This window comes from Streptomyces kanamyceticus (assembly GCF_008704495.1).
Taxonomy (GTDB): domain Bacteria; phylum Actinomycetota; class Actinomycetes; order Streptomycetales; family Streptomycetaceae; genus Streptomyces; species Streptomyces kanamyceticus.
Genome location: NZ_CP023699.1, coordinates 6013154 through 6031438, shown reverse-complemented (window position 1 = coordinate 6031438; position 18285 = coordinate 6013154). Strand labels below are relative to the sequence as shown.

Genomic DNA, 18285 nt, shown 5'->3' with positions numbered 1-18285 from the left:
CATGTACGAACTCTTCAAGGACCTCGGCGCCTGGCTGGTGGACGGCGAGCAGTGGACGGGCCCGGACGGCATCGGGCACCGGCTCGCCGAGCACCTGCAGTACTCGCTGCTCGCCACGCTCGTCGCCGCCGCCATCGCGCTGCCGGTCGGCCTGCTCATCGGGCACACCGGACGCGGCGCGTTCGTCGCCATCAACCTGTCCTCGTTCGGGCGCGCGCTGCCCACCGTCGGGCTCGTCGTCCTCGTCTTCCTGGCCAGCGGCCTGTCGATGTGGCCCGTCTACATCGCGCTCGTCGCCCTGGCGGTGCCGTCCATCGTCACCAACACGTACGCGGGCATGACCGCCGTCGACGCGGAGGTGAAGGACGCCGCGCGCGGCCAGGGCATGCGGGCCCACCAGGTCCTTTTCCAGGTCGAGTTGCCGCTCGCCCTGCCGCTGATCATGACGGGCCTGCGGCTCGCCCTGATCCAGGTCGTCGCGACGGCCACCATCGCCGCGTACGTCTCCTTCGGCGGCCTCGGCCGCTACGTCTTCGACGGGCTCGCCCAGCGCGACCTGGTCCAGGTGCTCGGCGGCGCCGTGCTCGTGGCCCTCGTCGCCGTCGTCCTCGACCTCGCACTCTCCGGACTGCAGCGCGCCCTCTTCCGTCACCGCCCCGCCAAGTCGGCCTAGGAGCAGACCAGATGAACCGCAGAAAACTCCTCGGCGGGCTCCTCGCCGCCGCCTCCGTACCCGCGCTCGCCTCCTGCAGCGGCGGCATCACCTCCCTCGACGGCGGGGGCTCCGGCGGCGGGGGCGGCGGCTCCAGCAAGGGCGGCGTGACCATCGGCACCGCCAACTTCACCGAGAACCAGGTCCTCGGCTACCTGTACGCCGCCGCCCTCGAAGCGGCAGGCGTCAAGACGAAGGTCCGCCCCAACCTCGGCACCCGCGAGATCCTCATCCCCGCGCTCAAGGGCGGCGACATCGACCTGCTGCCCGAATACCAGGGCGCCCTCCTGCACTACCTGGACACCGGGGCGAAGGCCACCGAGGAGGGCGAGATGCAGAACGCCCTCGCCATGGCCCTGCCGCGCGGACTGCAGATCCTGCCGTACGGGATGGCCGAGGACTCCGACGCGTTCGTCGTCACCCGCGACACCGCGAAGGAGTACGGCCTGAAATCCCTGGCCGACCTGGCCAAGCACAACGGCAAGCTCGTCATCGGCGCCGCCCCCGAGGTGAAGAAGCGCGAGGTGGGCGCGGTCGGCCTCAAGGACGTGTACGGCGTGGAGTTCAAGGAGTTCAAGTCCCTGGACTCCTCGGGCCCGCTGGTGAAGGGCGCGCTGCGCAAGGGCGACGTCGACGTGGCGAACCTCTTCACCACCGACACCGACATCGCCGCCGAGAAGTGGGTCGTCCTCACCGACCCCAAGAACCTCATCCCGGGCCAGCACATCGTCCCGCTCATCGCCGACCGCAAGGCCGACTCGACCGTACGCAAGGCGCTCGCCCGGCTCGGCGCCCGCCTGACGACCGAGGACCTCACCGAGCTCAACCGCCTGGTGGACAAGGACAAGAAGGACCCGGAGGACGTCGCCCAGGACTGGGCGAAGCAGCACGGCATCACCAAGAAGTAGCCAGCGAAGGAACGCACCAACTCACTCGGCACAGCAGGGGGTTCAGCGGATCATGGCAGCAGAGGATCTCGTGGAGCGGCGCTCCATCGACGTCGTCCCCGACGACGAACGGCACGGCACCGCGTTCAGCCAGTTCACCCTCTGGCTCGGCGCCAACCTGCAGATCACCGCGGTCGTCACGGGCGCGCTCGCCGTCGTCTTCGGCGGCGACGTGGTCTGGTCGCTCGTCGGCCTGGTGGTCGGCAATCTGCTCGGCGGCGCGGTGATGGCCCTGCACTCGGCGCAGGGTCCGAAGCTGGGTCTTCCCCAGATGATCCAGTCCCGCGCCCAGTTCGGCGTGAAGGGCGCGGTCGTCCCGCTGCTCCTGGTCGTCCTCATGTACGTCGGGTTCTTCGCGAGCGGCAGCGTCCTCGCGGGGCAGGCCACGGCCGAGCTGACGCACACGAACGACACCACCGGCATCGTGATCTTCGCCGTGGTCACCGCGGTCATGGCGGCGGTCGGCTACCGCGTCATCCACGTGCTCGGCCGCGTCGCGAGCGTGATCTGCGCGCTCGCGTTCATCTACCTCGGCATCCGCCTCCTGGACCGCGTGGACCTCTCCGCGCTCCTGCACGACGCCCACTTCGACCTGCCGATGTTCCTTCTCGCCGTCTCGCTCTCGGCGTCCTGGCAGCTCGCCTTCGGGCCCTACGTCGCGGACTACTCGCGCTATCTGCCGCGTACGACGTCGGCGAAGGCCACCTTCTGGTGGACCCTGTCGGGCTCGGCGATCGGCTCGCAGTGGTCGATGACGTTCGGCGTGCTCGTGGCGGCGAGCGCGGGGGACGCCTTCCTCGCCAACCAGGTCGGCTACGTCGTCGGCCTCGGCGGCACCGGCCTGATCGCCTCCTTCCTGTACTTCGTGATCGCGCTCGGCAAGCTGACCATCAACGTGCTCAACACCTACGGCGGCTTCATGTCGATGGTCACGAGCATCAGCGGCTTCCGCGGCCAGAAGGTCATCGGGCCGCGCGGGCGGGCCGCGTACATCGCGGTGATCATGGTCGCGGGCACGACGGTCGCCCTGCTGGGCAAGGACAGCTTCCTGTCGTCCTTCAAGGACTTCCTGCTGTTCCTGCTGACCTTCTTCACGCCCTGGTCCGCGATCAACCTGGTCGACTACTACCTGATCTCGCGCGAGCGGTACGACATCCCGGCCCTCTTCGACCCGCGCGGCCGCTACGGCGCCTGGCGCTGGGACGCGCTCGTCGTCTACGGCGTGGGCCTCCTCGCCCAGCTGCCGTTCCTCGTCACGCACTTCTACACGGGCCCGCTGGTCGACCCCCTCGGCGGCGCCGACGTCTCCTGGATCGTGGGGCTCGTGGTGCCCGCGGTGCTCTACTGGGCGCTGGCCCGGCGCGACCCGCGCGCCCCTGGGGCTGAGCCCCGGACGGAAAGGGGGGTTAGCCCCACCGCCACGGAGGCCGCCGCGCCGTAACGTAAACGGGTATGGAAGCCCGTGACGCCGAACTCAAGAAGGAACTCGACGCCACTCTGCACGCCCGCAGAGAGCTCGGCGAAGAGTACGACTCCGCCTTGGTCGACTCGTTCCTCGGGAAGGTCGAGCAGCGCCTTGACGGAACCATCGACCGACGCATGCGGCGCCATCTGGCCGAGCAGCAGATGGTCGTCGCCCGCGGCAGCACCCGCTCCTCCACGAACCCCATGGACTCGTGGAGCGAGCGGTTCGGCTTCGGCGTCATCTCGCTGATCCTCGCGGTCCCGCTCTCGGCGATCGGCGTGGTCAACGCCGGGATGCCGGGCCTCTTCACCACCTGGGCCGGCATCGTCGGCATCAACGCGGTGCAGGCCGTGCGCGGGGCGAACTTCGGGCGGCGGCGCCAGGAGCGCACCTCGGAGTGGGACGACTGAGACCCGTGCCGGGCCCCGCCGCTCACGCCTGACGCGTGGGCAGCACGATCAGCTGGCGCAGGTTGACGTGGCGCGGACGGCTCGCCGCGTACGCGATGAGGTCCGCGACGTCCTCCGACGCCAGCGCGCCCACCTCGGAGAACAGGCCCTCCAGCTGCCCCGAAAGCTCCGCGCTGTCGATGTGCCCGCGCAGCTCGGTGTCCGTGAAGCCCGGCTCGATGTTGGTGACGCGCACGTCGCGCGGCCCGAACTCGGTGCGCAGCGACTCCGACAGGTAGGTCAGCGCGGCCTTCGTCGCGCCGTACACCGCGTACTGCGGGAACGCGATGTGCGCGCCGATCGACGAGATGTTCACCAGGTCCGCCGTGCGCCCCTCGGCGGCCGCCTCGATCAGGTCGGCCGAGAAGGCACGGACGATCCGCAGCGCGCCCGCCACATTGGTGTCCAGCATCCGCTGCCACTCGTCGCTGCGTCCGTCGGTGACCGGGTTCGGCAGCATCACGCCCGCACCGTTCACCACCAGGTCCACCGTTCCGTACGCGGCGTGCACCCGCTCCACGGCGGCGTCCACCGACGCCTGGTCCGTGACGTCGGCCGCGACGGCGAGCGCCCGGCCGCCGTCCGCCTCGATCTTGGCGGCCAGCTCCGCGAGGCGCTCCGCGCGCCGGGCGAGCAGCACGACCGAGGCTCCCTCGGCGGCGAGGAGGCGGGCGGCGGCCTCGCCGATGCCGCTGGCGGCTCCGGTGACGACGGCGGTGCGGCCCCGCAGCTTCTCGTACGACATGTCCGAACTCCCTTGGTGATCCTGCCCGCCGGACCCTTCGTCCGGCGGCGAGAACCACTCTGCTCACCCGGCCCTCCGCTACCCAGGGCTGTGCTTTTCCTGGGTCTGGCAGTACCAGGCTCGATCCGGCGCGCCCGCCTAGGATCGGGCCCATGGACGGGGACATCGGAGACTTCCTGCGCTCACGGCGCGCTCGCATACAGCCCGACGAGGTCGGGCTCGCCTCGCACGGCCGCCGCCGCGTACCGGGCCTGCGCCGCGAGGAGGTCGCACAGCTGGCGGGCGTGAGCGTGGACTACTACATCCGGCTCGAACAGGGCCGGGGCCCCTCGGTCTCCGACGCCGTCCTCGACTCCCTCGCCCGGGTGCTGCGCCTGGACGAGACCGAGCACACCTATCTGCGCACGGTGGCCAGGCCGCGCCCGCGCAAGGACAAGCCCGTCGCCGGGCGGGTCCGCCCAGGGCTGCGGCTGCTCCTCGACTCCATCGAGCGGTCCCCCGCCTTCATCTTCGGCCGCCGCATGGACGTCCTCGCCTGGAACGCCCTGGGTGACGCCCTGAACGGCTGGTCCGCGCTGCCGCCCGCCGAGCGCAACATCCCCCGCCAGATCTTCCTCGACGGGCCCGCGCGCGACTGCTACCCCGAGTGGGAGGCGGTGGCCGCGGAGACGGTCGCCTATCTGCGCCTGGACGCCGCCCGCTGCCCCGGCGACACCCGACTCGCCGCGCTGGTGGGCGAGTTGTCTGTCAAGAGCGAGGCCTTCCGCCGCCTGTGGGCCGACCACCAGGTCAAGGAGAAGACCCACGGCACCAAGCGCATCCACCACCCCGTCGTGGGCGAACTGCTGCTCCCCTACGAAACCCTGGCCTTCCCCGGCGACCCGGACCAGATCCTGGTGGTCTACACGGCGGAACCGGGCACGGAATCGGCGGACCGCCTGGCGCTGCTTGCGAGTTGGGCACTGAGCGCCGCGTAGTCGGTGAGGCGCTGCCGCGGGGACCGCCGCACCCCCGGAAAACCAGGGGGCGGGACGACGGCGATCCCCGCGGGGGACGCGCACACGGGTCAGGGCCAGTGCCGCGTCCTGGCGTCTACGGACCCGGGAGCCGCTCCGGAGTTCCTGACGCCGACACCCATCAATGTGCCGGAGCCGTGTTAAGCGGGTGCTGCGTGAACGTGTCGTGCTCGTACCACTTCCGCGAAGTTCACCCCAAGGCTCCGGCCCAAGCGGGTCACTGACCCTGCTGCTCCGCGAGGAAGGCGAGCAGGTCCTGGCGGCTGACGACACCGGTCGGCTTGCCCTCGACGAGGACGATCGCCGCGTCGGCACGGCCGAGCACCGTCATCAGGTCCGCCACCGGCTCACCGGAGCCGACCTGCGGCAGCGGGTCCGACATGTGCTTCTCCAGCGGGTCGGAGAGCGAGGCACGCTGCGCGAACAGCGCGTCGAGCAGCTCGCGCTCCACGACCGAGCCGATGACCTCGGCGGCCATCACGTCGGGGTGTCCCGCGCCCGGCTTCACGATGGGCATCTGCGAGACGCCGTACTCGCGCAGGACCTCGATGGCCTCGCCGACCGTCTCCTCGGGGTGCATGTGGACCAGCGAGGGCAACTCGCCGCCCTCCTTGCGGCGCAGGACGTCGCCGACCTTCGGCAGGTCCCCGGCCTGCTCCAGGAAGCCGTAGTCGTTCATCCACTCGTCGCTGAAGATCTTGCTCATGTAGCCGCGGCCCGAGTCGGGCAGCAGCACGACCACGACGTCGTCGGGGCCGAGCCGCTCGGCGACCCGCAGCGCCGCCACGACGGCCATGCCGCAGGAACCGCCGACGAGCAGCCCCTCCTCCTTGGCCAGGCGCCGCGTCATCTGGAAGGAGTCCTTGTCGGACACCGCGATGATCTCGTCGGTCACGTTCCGGTCGTACGCCGTCGGCCAGAAGTCCTCACCGACGCCCTCGACGAGGTACGGACGCCCGGAGCCGCCGGAGTACACGGAGCCCTCGGGGTCGGCACCGACGACGGTGACCGCGCCCTTGGAGATCTCCTTCAGGTACCCGCCCGTACCGGAGATGGTGCCGCCGGTCCCGATGCCGGTGACGAAGTGGGTGATCTTCCCCTCCGTCTGCTCCCAGAGCTCGGGGCCCGTGGAGTGGTAGTGCGAGAGCGGGTTGTTCGGGTTGCTGTACTGGTCGGGCTTCCAGGCACCGGGGGTCTCGCGTACGAGCCGGTCGGAGACGTTGTAGTACGAATCCGGGTGCTCGGGGTCGACGGCCGTGGGGCAGACCACTACGTCGGCGCCGTACGCGCGCAGGACGTTGATCTTGTCGAGGGACACCTTGTCGGGGCAGACGAAGATGCACTTGTAGCCCTTTTGCTGGGCCACGATGGCGAGGCCGACCCCGGTGTTGCCGGAGGTGGGCTCGACGATGGTGCCGCCGGGCTTCAGCTCCCCGCTCTGCTCGGCCGCCTCGATCATGCGCAGCGCGATGCGGTCCTTCACGGATCCGCCGGGGTTGAAGTACTCGACCTTGGCCAGGACGGTCGCCTGGATGCCCGCGGTCACGTTGTTGAGCCTCACCAGCGGGGTGTTGCCGACGAGACTGATCATCGAGTCGTGGAATTGCACCGTTGTCTCCGGGCTGCGATGTAGTGCGACGAATTGGTGCGGTCAGCCTAAGGGTCCGGCTCATCCGTTCACCTCCGCTTGCGATTGGCCGACCGTGCTTACGGGGCAATGAGTGGATGTACGGCCGTATGACGCGGTACGGCCCCAGGAGGTGGCTGCAGGGCATGTCGAGGGCGAGGGTGGCACGGCGGATCGCCGCGGGCGCGGCGTACGGCGGCGGCGGCATCGGGCTCATCGGGGCCGCCACGGTGGGCGTGGTGCTCGCCGAGGTGCAGCTGGCGAAGCGGTCGGTGGGCGGCGGGCACGGGGATCCACCACGGGCCGACGGCCGCTACGGCAGGGCGTTCGCCGACCGCCCCGCCTCCTGCGAACCGGTGCGGTTCGCGATGCTCGGGGACTCCACGGCCGCGGGCCAGGGCGTGCACCGGGCCAGGCAGACCCCGGCGGCGCTGCTCGCCTCCGGGCTCGCCGCGGTCGCCGAGCGCCCCGTCGACCTGCGCAACGTGGCGCTGCCCGGCGCCCAGTCGGACGACCTGGACCGCCAGGTGACGCTGGTCCTCTCCGACCCGTCCTGGGTGCCCGACGTCTGCGTCGTCATGATCGGCGCGAACGACGTCACGCACCGGATGCCGCCGACGCGCTCGGTGCGCCACCTCTCCGCGGCGGTGCGCAGGCTGCGCACGGCGGGGGCGGAAGTGGTCGTCGGGACCTGCCCCGACCTCGGCACCGTCGAGAACGTGTACCAGCCGCTGCGGTGGCTGGCCCGCCGGGTCTCGCGGCAGCTGGCCGCGGCGCAGACGATCGGCGCGGTCGAGCAGGGCGGGCGCACGGTGTCCCTCGGCGATCTGCTCGGTCCCGAGTTCTACGCCAACCCGAGGGAGCTGTTCGGTCCCGACAACTACCACCCCTCGGCGGAGGGGTACGCGACCGCGGCGATGGCGGTGCTGCCGACCCTCTGCGCGGCGCTCGGCCTGTGGCCCGAGGAGGAGCGTCCCGATGTCTCGCGCCGCGAGGGGTTCCTGCCGGTGGCCCGGGCGGCGGCGCAGGCCGCGTCCGAGGGCGGCACGGAAGTGACCGCCGCGATGCCGACCGGGCCCCGGGGTCCGTGGGCCCTCCTCAAGCGCCGTCGCCGGCGCCGGATCCAGACGCCGGAGGCGTCGCCGCTGCCGCACTGAGGGAGTCTCGTCGACCGCGGGCCGGTGGGGGTCGCTCGCGCAGTTCCCCGCGCCCCTTATCAGGGGCCCTTCGGCGCCGACCGGGACGGACCACCAAGGGGCGCGGGGAACTGCGCGCCAAGCCCCCACCGGCCCGAGGGAAGAGTCCACCCAGGGCCCCGGCCTGAGCACCCGCTTAGGAATGCGGCCCGCGTCACATGTTCGACCCCGTGACCGTAGGCAATACGTGCGGGTAACTTCACAGGGAGCCCTGCCCTCCCTCCCCCCTGGAGCCGCGTGATGCCCGAAGCCGTGATCGTCTCCGCCGCCCGCACCCCGATCGGCCGCGCCTTCAAGGGCTCGCTGAAGGACCTGCGCCCGGACGACCTGACCGCCACCATCATCGAGGCCGCCCTCGCCAAGGTGCCGGGGCTCGACCCCAAGGACATCGACGACCTGATGCTCGGCTGCGGTCTGCCGGGCGGCGAGCAGGGGCACAACCTGGGCCGCATCGTGGCCGTGCAGATGGGGATGGACCACCTTCCCGGCTGTACGATCACGCGCTACTGCTCCTCGTCCCTGCAGACGAGCCGCATGGCCCTGCACGCCATCAAGGCGGGCGAGGGCGACGTCTTCATCTCGGCGGGCGTCGAGATGGTCTCGCGCAGCGTGAAGGGCTCCTCCGACGGTCTGCCCGACACCCACAACCCCCTCTTCGCCGACGCCGAGGCCCGCACCAAGGCCGTCTCCGAGTCCGAGGGCTCCAGCTGGCACGACCCGCGCCAGGACGGCCTGGTCCCGGACGCGTACATCGCGATGGGGCAGACCGCGGAGAACCTGGCCCGCGCCAAGGGCGTCACCCGTCAGGACATGGACGAGTTCGGCGTCCGCTCGCAAAACCTCGCCGAGGAAGCCATCAAGAACGGCTTCTGGGAGCGCGAGATCACCCCGGTGACGACCCCCGACGGGACCGTCGTCAGCAAGGACGACGGACCCCGCGCCGGTGTCACCCTCGAAGGCGTCGGCGGCCTCAAGCCCGTCTTCCGCCCCGACGGCCTGGTCACCGCGGGCAACTGCTGCCCGCTGAACGACGGCGCCGCCGCCCTCGTGATCATGAGCGACACCAAGGCCCGCGAGCTCGGCCTGACCCCGCTCGCCCGCATCGTCTCCACGGGCGTCACCGGACTCTCCCCCGAGATCATGGGCCTCGGCCCGGTCGAGGCGTCCAGGCAGGCCCTCAAGCGCGCCGGGCTCACCGTCGACGACATCGACCTCTTCGAGATCAACGAGGCCTTCGCCGCCCAGGTGATCCCCTCGTACCGCGACCTGGAGATCCCGCTCGACAAGCTGAACGTCAACGGCGGCGCCATCGCGGTCGGCCACCCCTTCGGCATGACGGGCGCCCGCATCACCGGCACGCTCATCAACTCCCTCCAGTTCCACGACAAGCAGTTCGGCCTGGAGACGATGTGCGTGGGCGGCGGCCAGGGCATGGCGATGGTCATCGAGCGCCTGAGCTAGTCCCTGCCCGGCGGCGTGCGGGCCCCCGGGCCCGATTTCGCTGACACACAGTTCGCGGGACTGACGCTCAGTCCCTGCATCTGTTCGTGACCCAATCTCCCCCAGGATGTGACCTATCTCCTGGGGGAGATACATATGCCCAGCTCAGAGTGCATCTGTGGATAAACACCGGGACGAAAGACCTGTCCAATTCGTGACGTTATGCACTGACAGGTGGATCGTGCAGGCTTCAAGCTGATGTAGGAAGTCGGGGGTCGACTTGAAACCGGGAGTACGTCAGTGAGCGCCATGCCTCTTGCCCTGCTGCTCTCCACGGCCGCTGCCACGGCCGTGGGCGCCGCCGCCCTGCACGCTGTGTACGGGCTCCGGAAGCAGCTCACGGCCCTGCGCACCGAGCTGGCCGACAGCCGTGCCGCGAGCGGAGCGCACCCCACGGTGCCTGCCGCCCGCACCACACCGGACACCGACGAGATACGCGCGGCCGTGGCCGAGGCGCTCGCCGAGGAGCGGGAGCGCGAGCTCGCCGAGGCGCGCGCGTTCTGGGCCGCCCAGGAGGCCCGCGACGCCTCCGACGCGCCGTCCCTCCTCAGCGGCCTCCCCGGGCTGCACGACGGCATCGCCGACGAGCTCTTCCTGCCCCGCCAGGCCGACTTCGCCGGTATCGAGGCGGACAGCCTGGAGCCGGTCATCGAGCCGTTCGCGGACCCGGGCGCCGACGAGTTCGCCGGGGACTCCCCCGAGCTGGCCGCCGCGCGCCGCAGGCACCCCTCGCACCCGGACTTCGTGCCGGTGCAGGCCGCGCCCGCCGCCGACGGCTACGGCGACCACGAGCGCACCGTGGCCTGCCTGGAGGAGCTGGCAGGTGCCCGCACCGCACTCGCCGACGTCCGCCCGGGACCGCTCGGCACGCTCGACGTCTACGTCTTCGCCGACGGCACCACCCTGTGCATGACCCCCGGCCACCGCGAGACCGCCGAACTCCTCGCCGACGCACTCCGCGACGGCCACACCCCGGTCCTCCTGGGCGGCTCGGGCGTCTCCGGCGCCTACGCCCTGACCTTCGAGTGCGGCACGGAGAACGTCTACATCCTGGCGGACCGGGTCATCGCGTCGGTCTGAGCCCCGTAAGGGGCGCGGGGAACTGCGCGAGCAACCCCCACCGACCCGCAGCCGACGAAGGCCCGACTACACCCCCGCCTTCCGCTGCGCCTCGGCAACAAGCGCAAGCGCCTCCTCAAGCCCACCGCGATCCGCGAGGACAAGCGCCAAGTCCCGCCCCGCGACGGTGATCTGATCAGCCGCGGCGAACATCCCCGCGTCCGGCATCTCCCGAGGCTCGGCGGACGGCGCCTCGATGCGCTGCGCCCGCACCGCCAACTCCCTGGCAAGGACGAGCGCTTCGGCCGCCGCCCCCCGCTGGAGTCTGCTCTGCGGCGCGGCCCGCAAGCGGTCGGCGAATTGGTCCACTGCGGCCGTCAAAGGCGTCGTATCGAGCACCCCGCGACCTTATGCGCCTTTCCGGGACTGTTGCCAACACCCCAACCCTCAGGCACGGTGGCGTGAAGGACGGAACACATCGCGACGCGTCCGGAGGCGCCGATGTCCCAAGTCTTCTCCGAGGAGACCCACCGCAACCTGCTCGCCCGAATCCCCCACTGCACCGGTCGTGAAGTCTCCGACTGGCTGCGCGCCGTGGACGAAGGCCCCTCTCTCTTCCGCTTCGAGGAGAAGGTCAGCTGGCTCCGCGCCGAACACAACCTCGCGTACGGCCACGCGAAAGCAATCATCCACGAGTACGACCTGCGGCGGGCTGCCCGCAAGTTCCTCTGACCGCCGATCCTCCAACCCCCGAGAATCCCTCACACATACGACGAAGGGCCCGCGGACCGGAATCGGTCCGCGGGCCCTTCGGCTGCCGGTCACCCGGCGGGGTCCCGTCAGTCGTTGCCCGAGAAGATGGCGATCAGGCGCAGGAACTCCATGTAGATCCAGACGAGCGTCATCGTCAGACCGAACGCGGCGAGCCAGGCCTCTTCCTTCGGCGCCCCGTACGCGATGCCGTCCTCGACCTGCTTGAAGTCGAGGGCCAGGAAGCACGCGCCGAGCAGGATGCCGACGATGCCGAAGACGATGCCGAGGCCACCGCTGCGGAAGCCCAGACCGTCACCGCCGCCGATGACGGCGAACAGCAGGTTCACCGCGGTCAGCAGCAGGAAGCCCATCGCGGCGGCCATCACGAAGCCGTAGAAGCGACGGTTGACGCGGATCCAGCCCGCCTTGTACGCCACGAGGACGCCGATGAAGACGGCCATCGTGCCGAGGACGGCCTGCATGGCCGCGCCGCTCGCGATGCGGTTGTCCACGACGCTGGAGACGACGCCGAGGAAGACACCCTCCAGCGCCGCGTACGTCAGGATCAGCGCGGGGGACGCCTTGCGCTTGAACGCCTGGACGAGGCCGAGCACCATCGCGATGAGGCCCGCGCCGATCGCGATGCCGTACGACTTGCTGATGTTGGCGTCGTCGACCGGCAGCAGCGCCCAGGCGAGCGCGGCCGTGACCACGAGCGTGCCGAGCGTGGTGGCGGTGCGCATGACGACGTCGTCCATCGTCATGCGGCCCGCGGTCGTTACGGGCGCCTGGGGCGCGCCGTACTGCACGTCCTGCTGGGCGTACGGATTGGTCGCGTAGGGGTTGCCCGCGGGGGCCTGCTGGCCGCCGTACGGATTGCCCTGCTGGGTCTGGGTCGCGCCTGCGGGTCCCCCGGCCTGCGGCTGCTGGCCGAAGCCGGCGTAGCCGTTGTCGCGGCTGAACCCCCGTCGCGAGAAGACCGGGTTACTGCTCCTCATTTCACTCCTCCATGGCCACCGTGTGTGGCTTTGGTACAAGAGTAATGCGTAGGCAAAGGGATCAGCCTAGTGCCTGGGGAGGATCTTTCCCTCACTGTGACCGAGAACGTCCGGGGTCGCCCGCGCTGTTCCCGGATCCGAGCCGTTCCTCCGCACGAGTGGCACCAGCGAGATGGCGACGGCGCCGAGGATCGCCGCGACCGCGAAGGTGGTGAAGCCGAGCGAGGCGTTGCCGCCCGCCACCACCGCGCCGCCGAGCCAGGGTCCGACGACCGCCCCGGTGCGCCCGACGCCGGTGACCCAGCCGAGCCCCGTGGCGCGCTGGGCGGGCGGGTAGACCGAGGGGGCGGCCGCGTACACCATGACCTGCGCGGAGAAGAGCCAGATGCCGGTGACGAAGACGATGGCGTAGGCGACGCCGAGCGGCAGCTGGGCCTTGAGCAGGAACGCGCCGCAGGCGGTGAGCAGGAACCAGACGGCGGAGACCTTGACGGCCCCGAAGCGGTCGGCGGTGCGGCCCGCGACGAGCATGCCGACGATGCCGCCCGCGTTGATCACCATCAGGAAGGTGACGGAGGAGGAGAGGGAGTAGCCGGAGGCGCGCATCAGCTCGGGCAGCCAGGTGGAGACTCCGTAGACCAGGAGCAGTCCGGCGAAGGAGGCGAGCCACAGGAGCGGGGTCGCGAGGCGCCTGCCGGGCGCGAAGAGCGCGGCGACGGCGGCGTAACGGCCCTTCGCCCCGGCCTCGGGGGCCTCGGCGGGGGTCGGGGCGGGCAGCAGGTAGCGGGCCGCTACCGCCTCCGCCTCGCGCGTACGGCCCTTGGCGAACAGCACACCGGGCGACTCGGGCAGCCACTTGACGACCAGCGGGACCGCGACGAGGGCCGGTATGACCCCGGCCCAGAAGACGACGCGCCAGCCGTGGTCGGGGCCGAGCGCGAGCCCGAGGCCCGTCGCCGCCATGCCGCCCGCGTGGTACGAGGTCATCATCAGGCCTGTGGCGAGCGCGGCCCTGCGCGGCGGCGCGAACTCGGCGACGATCGCGAGCCCGATCGGCATCAGGCCGCCGAGCCCGAGCCCGGAGACGAAGCGCCCGGCGCCGAAGGCGAACACGCTCGGCGCGAGCGCGCACAGCGCGGAGCCCAGCGAGAAGACGACGACGCTGCCCGTCACCATCGGCTTGCGCCCCAGCCAGTCGGTGAGCGTGCCGCAGCCGAGGGCCCCGACGAGCATGCCGAAGGTGGTCCAGGAGCCGACGGTGCCCGCGGTGGACGCGGTGAAGCCGAAGTCCTTGTCGTCGATGAGGTGCGGCATGACGGCGCCGTAGATGTTGACGTCCATGCCGTCGAAGAAGACGACGAGCCAGCACAGGGCGATGACGGGCGCGACGGCTCTGAAGGTGCGCTCGGGTGGGTTCACGGGGCTCTTCCTTCTCGTGCTGGTCTTCTACTGCTGGTCCAGGGGGAATCCGGTGTATGCCTCCGCGAGGTCGGTCTCGGCGGAGCGCGCGGTGGTGATCCGGTCGAGCCGGGCCAGCTGGATGCGGTCGTCGAAGGGGGTGGCGTCGGGCGCGCGGTGGAGCATGGTCGTCATCGCGTACGAGAAGCGTTCGGCCTGCCAGACGCGGCGCAGACAGTCGGCTGAGTACGCGGCGAGGCGGCTCGCGTCGCCCTTCTCGCGGTACGCGACGAGCGCGCGGGCGAACGTGACCACGTCCCCGACGGCGAGGTTGAGGCCCTTGGCGCCGGTCGGCGGGACGATGTGCGCGGCGTCCCCGGCGAGGAAGAGGCGGCCGTGACGCATGGGCTCGTGGACGTAGCTGCGCATCGGCGTGACGGACTTGGCGGTGACGGGCCCGCGCCGGAGCGTCCAGGCCGGGTCGTCGGTCTCCAGGCGCCGGTCCAGCTCGTCCCAGATCTCCTCGTCGGTCCAGTCGGCCGGGTCCGTGCCGTCAGGGACCTGGAGGTACGCGCGCGTGACGGTCGGCGACCGCATGGAGAGGAGGGCGAAGCCGCGGTCGTGGCGGGCGTAGACGAGCTCGTCGTGGGAGGGCGGCACGTCGGCGAGGATGCCGAGCCAGCCGAAGGGGTAGGTGCGCTCGAAGACGCGGGAGAGCGCCTCGGGCATCGCGTTCCTCGCCACGCCCCAGAAGCCGTCGCAGCCCACTACGTAGTCGCAGTCGAGGGTCTGCTCGCGCCCGTCGCGACGGAAGCGGACCCGAGGGTTCTCGGTCTCCGCACCCTCCACGGCCAGCGCCTCCGCCTCGAAGAGCAGCGGGCCGCCCTCGGCGAGCTGGAGGGCGATGAGGTCCTTGCAGACCTCGGTCTGGGCGTAGACCGTCACGGAGCGGCCGCCGGTCAGGGCGGGGAAGTCGATGCGGTGCCTGCGGCGGGCGAAGCGCAGCTCGATGCCGTCGTGCGGCAGCCCTTCGCGGTCCATGCGGGCCCCCGCGCCCGCCTCGCGCAGGACGTCGACGGTGCCCTGCTCCAGGATCCCGGCGCGCTGGCGCCGCTCCACGTAGGCGCGGTCGCGGCTCTCCAGGACGACGGAGTCGATGCCCGACCGGTGCAGGAGCCGGGCGAGGAGCAGTCCGGCCGGTCCCGCTCCGATGATTCCGACGGTGGTGCGCATCGGCCGATCCCCTCCGCTTGTTCGCCTGGTGAACTTTCGTTCATAATGTGCTGACGGGAGTCTCCGGGCGCGGCTGTGCGCTGTCAACGGTCGTGCGACACCCGATTTCGCGGAACACGAGGAGCGGGGCGCCATGCCGGAAGAGTCCGTACGTCCCCTGGAGCGCGGTCTCGCCGTCCTGCGCGCGCTCACCCTGGCGGACGGGGCGCGCGCGGGTGACCTGGTGCGCGCCACCGGCCTGGCCCGCGCCACGGTCGACCGGGTCGTGGCGACGCTGGCCCACCTCGGGTACGTACGCGTGCGCGGCCAGGAACTCCACCTCGCGCCCCGCCTCATGGAGCTCGGCAACGCCTACCTCGCGGCGAGCGGCCTGACCGGCGAGGTCGCGGCCCGCACCGCCCGGCTCGCGGACGAGCTCGACGAGTCGGTGTCCCTCGCGGTGCCGGACGGCGACGGGGTCCGGTTCGTGACGCAGGCCGCGCGGCGCCGCGCGATGTCGGTGGCGTTCCGCATCGGCGACCTGCTGCCGCCCGAGCGCTGCGCTCCCGGCGCGCTGTTCGCCGCCGCGTGGGACGAGGACCGGTGGGCGGCCTGGCGGTCCCGGGTGGCCACGGTCCCCGCACGGAACGCCTTCCCCGCCCTGCCACCGGGCCCCGCACCCACGCCCCCACCGGACCTCGCGGCCCGGGTGGCACACTCCCGACGGACGGGCTGGGCCCTGGACGACCAACTGATCGAGCCGGGCCTGATCGCGGTGGCGGTACCGGTACGCGACACGGACGGCCGCGTCAGATACGCCCTGTCGGCAGTGAGCCACACCAGCAGACACTCGGCGACCGACTTCGCGACGGCGATGCTGCCGCGCCTGCGCGCGGAGGCGGAGCGTCTGGAGGGGCTCGCGGGGGCGGAAGCCGACGCGGGCACAGTGGCCCCGGCAGGCCCGGAGACAACCGCGGGCGCAAGCCAGGGAGCCGACGCCACCGATGCCAAAGCCGAGCTCGGCCCCGGCTTCCTGCAGTCCCTGGCCCGCGGCCTCGCCGTCCTGCGTGCCCTCGGCGAGGCCCGTGGTGACGGGCTGCCGTTGACCGCGCTCGCCGCCGCCACCGGGCTGCCGAGGGCCACCGCGCGGCGCTGCCTGCACACCCTCCAGCAGGAGGGGTACGCGGCGTACGACGGGCGGCTGTACCGGCCGCTGCCCCGCATCCTGGAGCTCGGCCACGCGGCCCTGTCCCGGCTCGGCTTCGCCGAACTCGCCGAGCCGCACCTGCGCGACCTCGCCGACCGCGTGCACCAGTCGGCGTCGGTGACGGTCCTGGACGGCACGGACATCCTGTACGTGGCGCGGGCGGCCACCGTGCGCGTGATGAGCGTCCGCATCACGGTCGGCACCCGCTTCCCCGCGTACGCCACGGCGATGGGCCGGGTGCTCCTGGCCGGGCTCCCCGCCAAGGAACGCGATCGTCTCCTGAAGGCCGCGCCGCCGCGCGCCCTCACCGCGCACACCGTGACGGACCCCGCCGCCCTGGCCCGGATCCTGGAGAGGGCCGAGTCCGACGGCCACGCCACCGCGGACCAGGAACTGGAGGAGGGCCTGCGCTCGGTCGCGGTCCCCGTCAGGGACGCGGCGGGCCACGTGGTGGCCGCGCTGAACGTGGCGCTGCACGCGGGCCCCGGACCGCTCGACGCGACCCGCGACGCCCTGCTCCCCGCACTGCGCGAGACCGCGACGGCGATCGAGACCGATCTGCACACGGCGGCCCGCTTCAACGCGGTACGGCTGCCGTAGGCGTCAACGCAACTGAGGGGGCAGATAACTGACGGAGCGTCAGGGGCGTACGGCCGGAGATCGTCGCGCGCCGCGCACACGCCCCGCGCGGCGCTCAAGAGGAATATGCGGTGGAGGCACCCGCGAGACAGCGGATGTGCCCGGAGCCGGACTCGAACCGGCACGCCCCCGAGGGGCAGCGAGGTTTAAGCTCGCCGTGTCTGCATTCCACCATCCGGGCAGGCCGTGGGCTCCGCATCAAGGATTCGACCCTATCGGGAGGCATCCCCCGAACAGCGGAAGGACAGCCCGATGTTGTCTTATTTTATTGACGTCTGAGGGTGCATCAGCCACAGGTACGGTCCATCGGTACTTGCCGGAGGCCTTTCCCCGCTCCCGGCCGGGCTCATGACCCTCTGCGCGGAATGACGGAATTTAGCCGCCCGGCGACCCCCGTCCCGGTTTCGGACTCGGGGACTCCTGTCATCCCCAGGTATGACACGACGCCTCCGGGTCCGACTGGAGAGGGCCCTCGGAACCGGAACAACGGGTGACTTCACGGCGGCGAACGACCGTGACGATGGAGTACGTCCCCACTCGTCGTCCCGACAGGAGCACCGCCCCGTGACCACCACACCCTTCGCCGCCCGCGCCACCGCCGTGGCAGCGCGCGCCACGGATCTCTCCAAGGTGTACGGACAGGGCGAGACCCAGGTGGTCGCCCTCGACCACGTCTCCGTCGACTTCGGGCAGGGCGAGTTCACCGCGATCATGGGCCCCTCGGGCTCGGGCAAGTCGACGCTGATGCACTGCGTCGCGGGCCTGGACAGCTTCAGCTCCGGGTCGGTGCGGATCGGCGAGACCGAGCTGTCCACGCTGAAGGACAAGCAGCTCACCAAGCTCCGCCGGGACAAGATCGGCTTCATCTTCCAGGCGTTCAACCTGCTGCCGACCCTGACGGCGCTGGAGAACATCACGCTGCCGATGGACATCGCGGGCCGCAAGCCGGACAAGCAGTGGCTGGAGCAGGTCATCGACATGGTCGGGCTCTCCGGGCGGCTCAGCCACCGGCCCACCGAGCTCTCCGGCGGCCAGCAGCAGCGCGTGGCCGTGGCCCGCGCCCTCGCCTCCCAGCCGGAGATCATCTTCGGTGACGAGCCGACCGGAAACCTGGACTCGCGCTCCGGCGCCGAGGTCCTCGGCTTCCTGCGCAATTCCGTGCGGGACCTCGGGCAGACCGTCGTGATGGTCACCCACGACCCGGTGGCCGCGTCGTACGCGGATCGCGTGATCTTCCTGGCGGACGGGCGGGTCGTCGACGAGATGCACGGGCCGACGGCGGACGGCGTCCTCGACCGGATGAAGCACTTCGACGCCAAGGGGCGGACGAGCTAGTGGCCGCTCGGCCCGCACCGGGTTGTC

General features: G+C 71.4%; 17 protein-coding genes and 1 tRNA gene. 11 read left to right on the top strand and 7 right to left on the bottom strand.

From position 1 onward, the window contains the following. Position 1 precedes the first annotated feature (1 nt). The 4 genes from CP970_RS25900 to CP970_RS25885 are packed head-to-tail and all read left to right on the top strand — an operon-like array spanning position 2 to position 3534. Positions 2 to 673 carry an ABC transporter permease gene (locus CP970_RS25900; protein ID WP_150493988.1) on the top strand — a complete coding sequence of 224 codons (672 nt, stop codon included), beginning with the start codon at positions 2 to 4 and terminating at the stop codon, positions 671 to 673. An 11-nt stretch (positions 674 to 684) separates the two neighbouring features. Next, on the top strand, positions 685 to 1620 hold the full coding sequence (locus tag CP970_RS25895; protein WP_150493986.1) for an ABC transporter substrate-binding protein: 936 nt from the start codon (positions 685 to 687) through the stop codon (positions 1618 to 1620). A gap of 52 nt (positions 1621 to 1672) precedes the next feature. Further along, the gene (locus CP970_RS25890) at positions 1673 to 3100 is read left to right on the top strand and encodes a purine-cytosine permease family protein (protein WP_150493984.1); all 1428 of its coding nucleotides are present in this window, start codon (positions 1673 to 1675) and stop codon (positions 3098 to 3100) included. An 11-nt stretch (positions 3101 to 3111) separates the two neighbouring features. Further along, complete coding sequence (locus CP970_RS25885; RefSeq protein WP_150493982.1) at positions 3112 to 3534, top strand: hypothetical protein; 423 nt, start codon at positions 3112 to 3114, stop codon at positions 3532 to 3534. Positions 3535 to 3556: 22 nt separating this feature from the next. Here the strand turns inward: CP970_RS25885 and CP970_RS25880 are convergent, their stop codons facing one another. After that, a complete protein-coding gene (locus CP970_RS25880; protein WP_055544426.1) occupies positions 3557 to 4318 on the bottom strand; it encodes an SDR family oxidoreductase in 762 nt (253 codons plus the stop codon). A 152-nt stretch (positions 4319 to 4470) separates the two neighbouring features. Between CP970_RS25880 and CP970_RS25875 the strand changes: the two genes are divergently transcribed. Next, on the top strand, positions 4471 to 5295 hold the full coding sequence (locus CP970_RS25875; RefSeq protein ID WP_150493980.1) for a helix-turn-helix transcriptional regulator: 825 nt from the start codon (positions 4471 to 4473) through the stop codon (positions 5293 to 5295). 256 nt (positions 5296 to 5551) lie between these two features. On the opposite strand, the gene CP970_RS25870 is transcribed toward CP970_RS25875, so the two are convergent. Next, a complete protein-coding gene (locus tag CP970_RS25870; protein ID WP_150493978.1) occupies positions 5552 to 6943 on the bottom strand; it encodes a cystathionine beta-synthase in 1392 nt (463 codons plus the stop codon). A gap of 164 nt (positions 6944 to 7107) precedes the next feature. Between CP970_RS25870 and CP970_RS25865 the strand changes: the two genes are divergently transcribed. From CP970_RS25865 to CP970_RS25855, 3 genes are all read left to right on the top strand, one after another. Then, complete coding sequence (locus CP970_RS25865) at positions 7108 to 8118, top strand: SGNH/GDSL hydrolase family protein (protein ID WP_224058705.1); 1011 nt, start codon at positions 7108 to 7110, stop codon at positions 8116 to 8118. A 279-nt stretch (positions 8119 to 8397) separates the two neighbouring features. Then, positions 8398 to 9618, top strand: a complete 1221-nt coding sequence (locus CP970_RS25860) for an acetyl-CoA C-acetyltransferase (RefSeq protein WP_150493976.1) — start codon at positions 8398 to 8400, stop codon at positions 9616 to 9618. Between the two features lie 288 nt (positions 9619 to 9906). Next, positions 9907 to 10737 carry a hypothetical protein gene (locus CP970_RS25855; RefSeq protein WP_055545459.1) on the top strand — a complete coding sequence of 277 codons (831 nt, stop codon included), beginning with the start codon at positions 9907 to 9909 and terminating at the stop codon, positions 10735 to 10737. Between the two features lie 66 nt (positions 10738 to 10803). On the opposite strand, the gene CP970_RS25850 is transcribed toward CP970_RS25855, so the two are convergent. Further along, positions 10804 to 11115 (bottom strand): hypothetical protein, encoded by a 312-nt coding sequence (locus CP970_RS25850; RefSeq protein ID WP_191094951.1) that lies wholly within the window; start codon positions 11113 to 11115, stop codon positions 10804 to 10806. A gap of 102 nt (positions 11116 to 11217) precedes the next feature. Here CP970_RS25850 and CP970_RS25845 point away from each other — a divergent pair, with 102 nt between their 5' ends. After that, complete coding sequence (locus tag CP970_RS25845) at positions 11218 to 11448, top strand: DUF4287 domain-containing protein (protein ID WP_055545457.1); 231 nt, start codon at positions 11218 to 11220, stop codon at positions 11446 to 11448. A gap of 107 nt (positions 11449 to 11555) precedes the next feature. On the opposite strand, the gene CP970_RS25840 is transcribed toward CP970_RS25845, so the two are convergent. The 3 genes from CP970_RS25840 to CP970_RS25830 form a co-directional block, all read right to left on the bottom strand. Continuing rightward, positions 11556 to 12467, bottom strand: coding sequence for a Bax inhibitor-1/YccA family protein (locus tag CP970_RS25840; protein WP_055545456.1), 912 nt, complete (start codon positions 12465 to 12467; stop codon positions 11556 to 11558). A 66-nt stretch (positions 12468 to 12533) separates the two neighbouring features. Continuing rightward, positions 12534 to 13886: an MFS transporter gene (locus CP970_RS25835; RefSeq protein WP_055545454.1), complete on the bottom strand. Its 1353-nt coding sequence runs from the start codon at positions 13884 to 13886 to the stop codon at positions 12534 to 12536. 27 nt (positions 13887 to 13913) lie between these two features. After that, on the bottom strand, positions 13914 to 15098 hold the full coding sequence (locus CP970_RS25830; RefSeq protein WP_055545452.1) for a 4-hydroxybenzoate 3-monooxygenase: 1185 nt from the start codon (positions 15096 to 15098) through the stop codon (positions 13914 to 13916). A gap of 133 nt (positions 15099 to 15231) precedes the next feature. Here CP970_RS25830 and CP970_RS25825 point away from each other — a divergent pair, with 133 nt between their 5' ends. Beyond that, entirely contained in the window at positions 15232 to 16884 is a 1653-nt protein-coding gene (locus CP970_RS25825; RefSeq protein WP_055545450.1) for an IclR family transcriptional regulator domain-containing protein, read from the top strand. A gap of 137 nt (positions 16885 to 17021) precedes the next feature. Here CP970_RS25825 and CP970_RS25820 read toward each other — a convergent pair. Beyond that, a tRNA-Leu gene (locus CP970_RS25820) sits at positions 17022 to 17104 on the bottom strand. Between the two features lie 383 nt (positions 17105 to 17487). Here CP970_RS25820 and CP970_RS25815 point away from each other — a divergent pair. Then, complete coding sequence (locus CP970_RS25815) at positions 17488 to 18258, top strand: ABC transporter ATP-binding protein (protein ID WP_055545443.1); 771 nt, start codon at positions 17488 to 17490, stop codon at positions 18256 to 18258. The last annotated feature ends 27 nt before the right edge of the window (positions 18259 to 18285 follow it).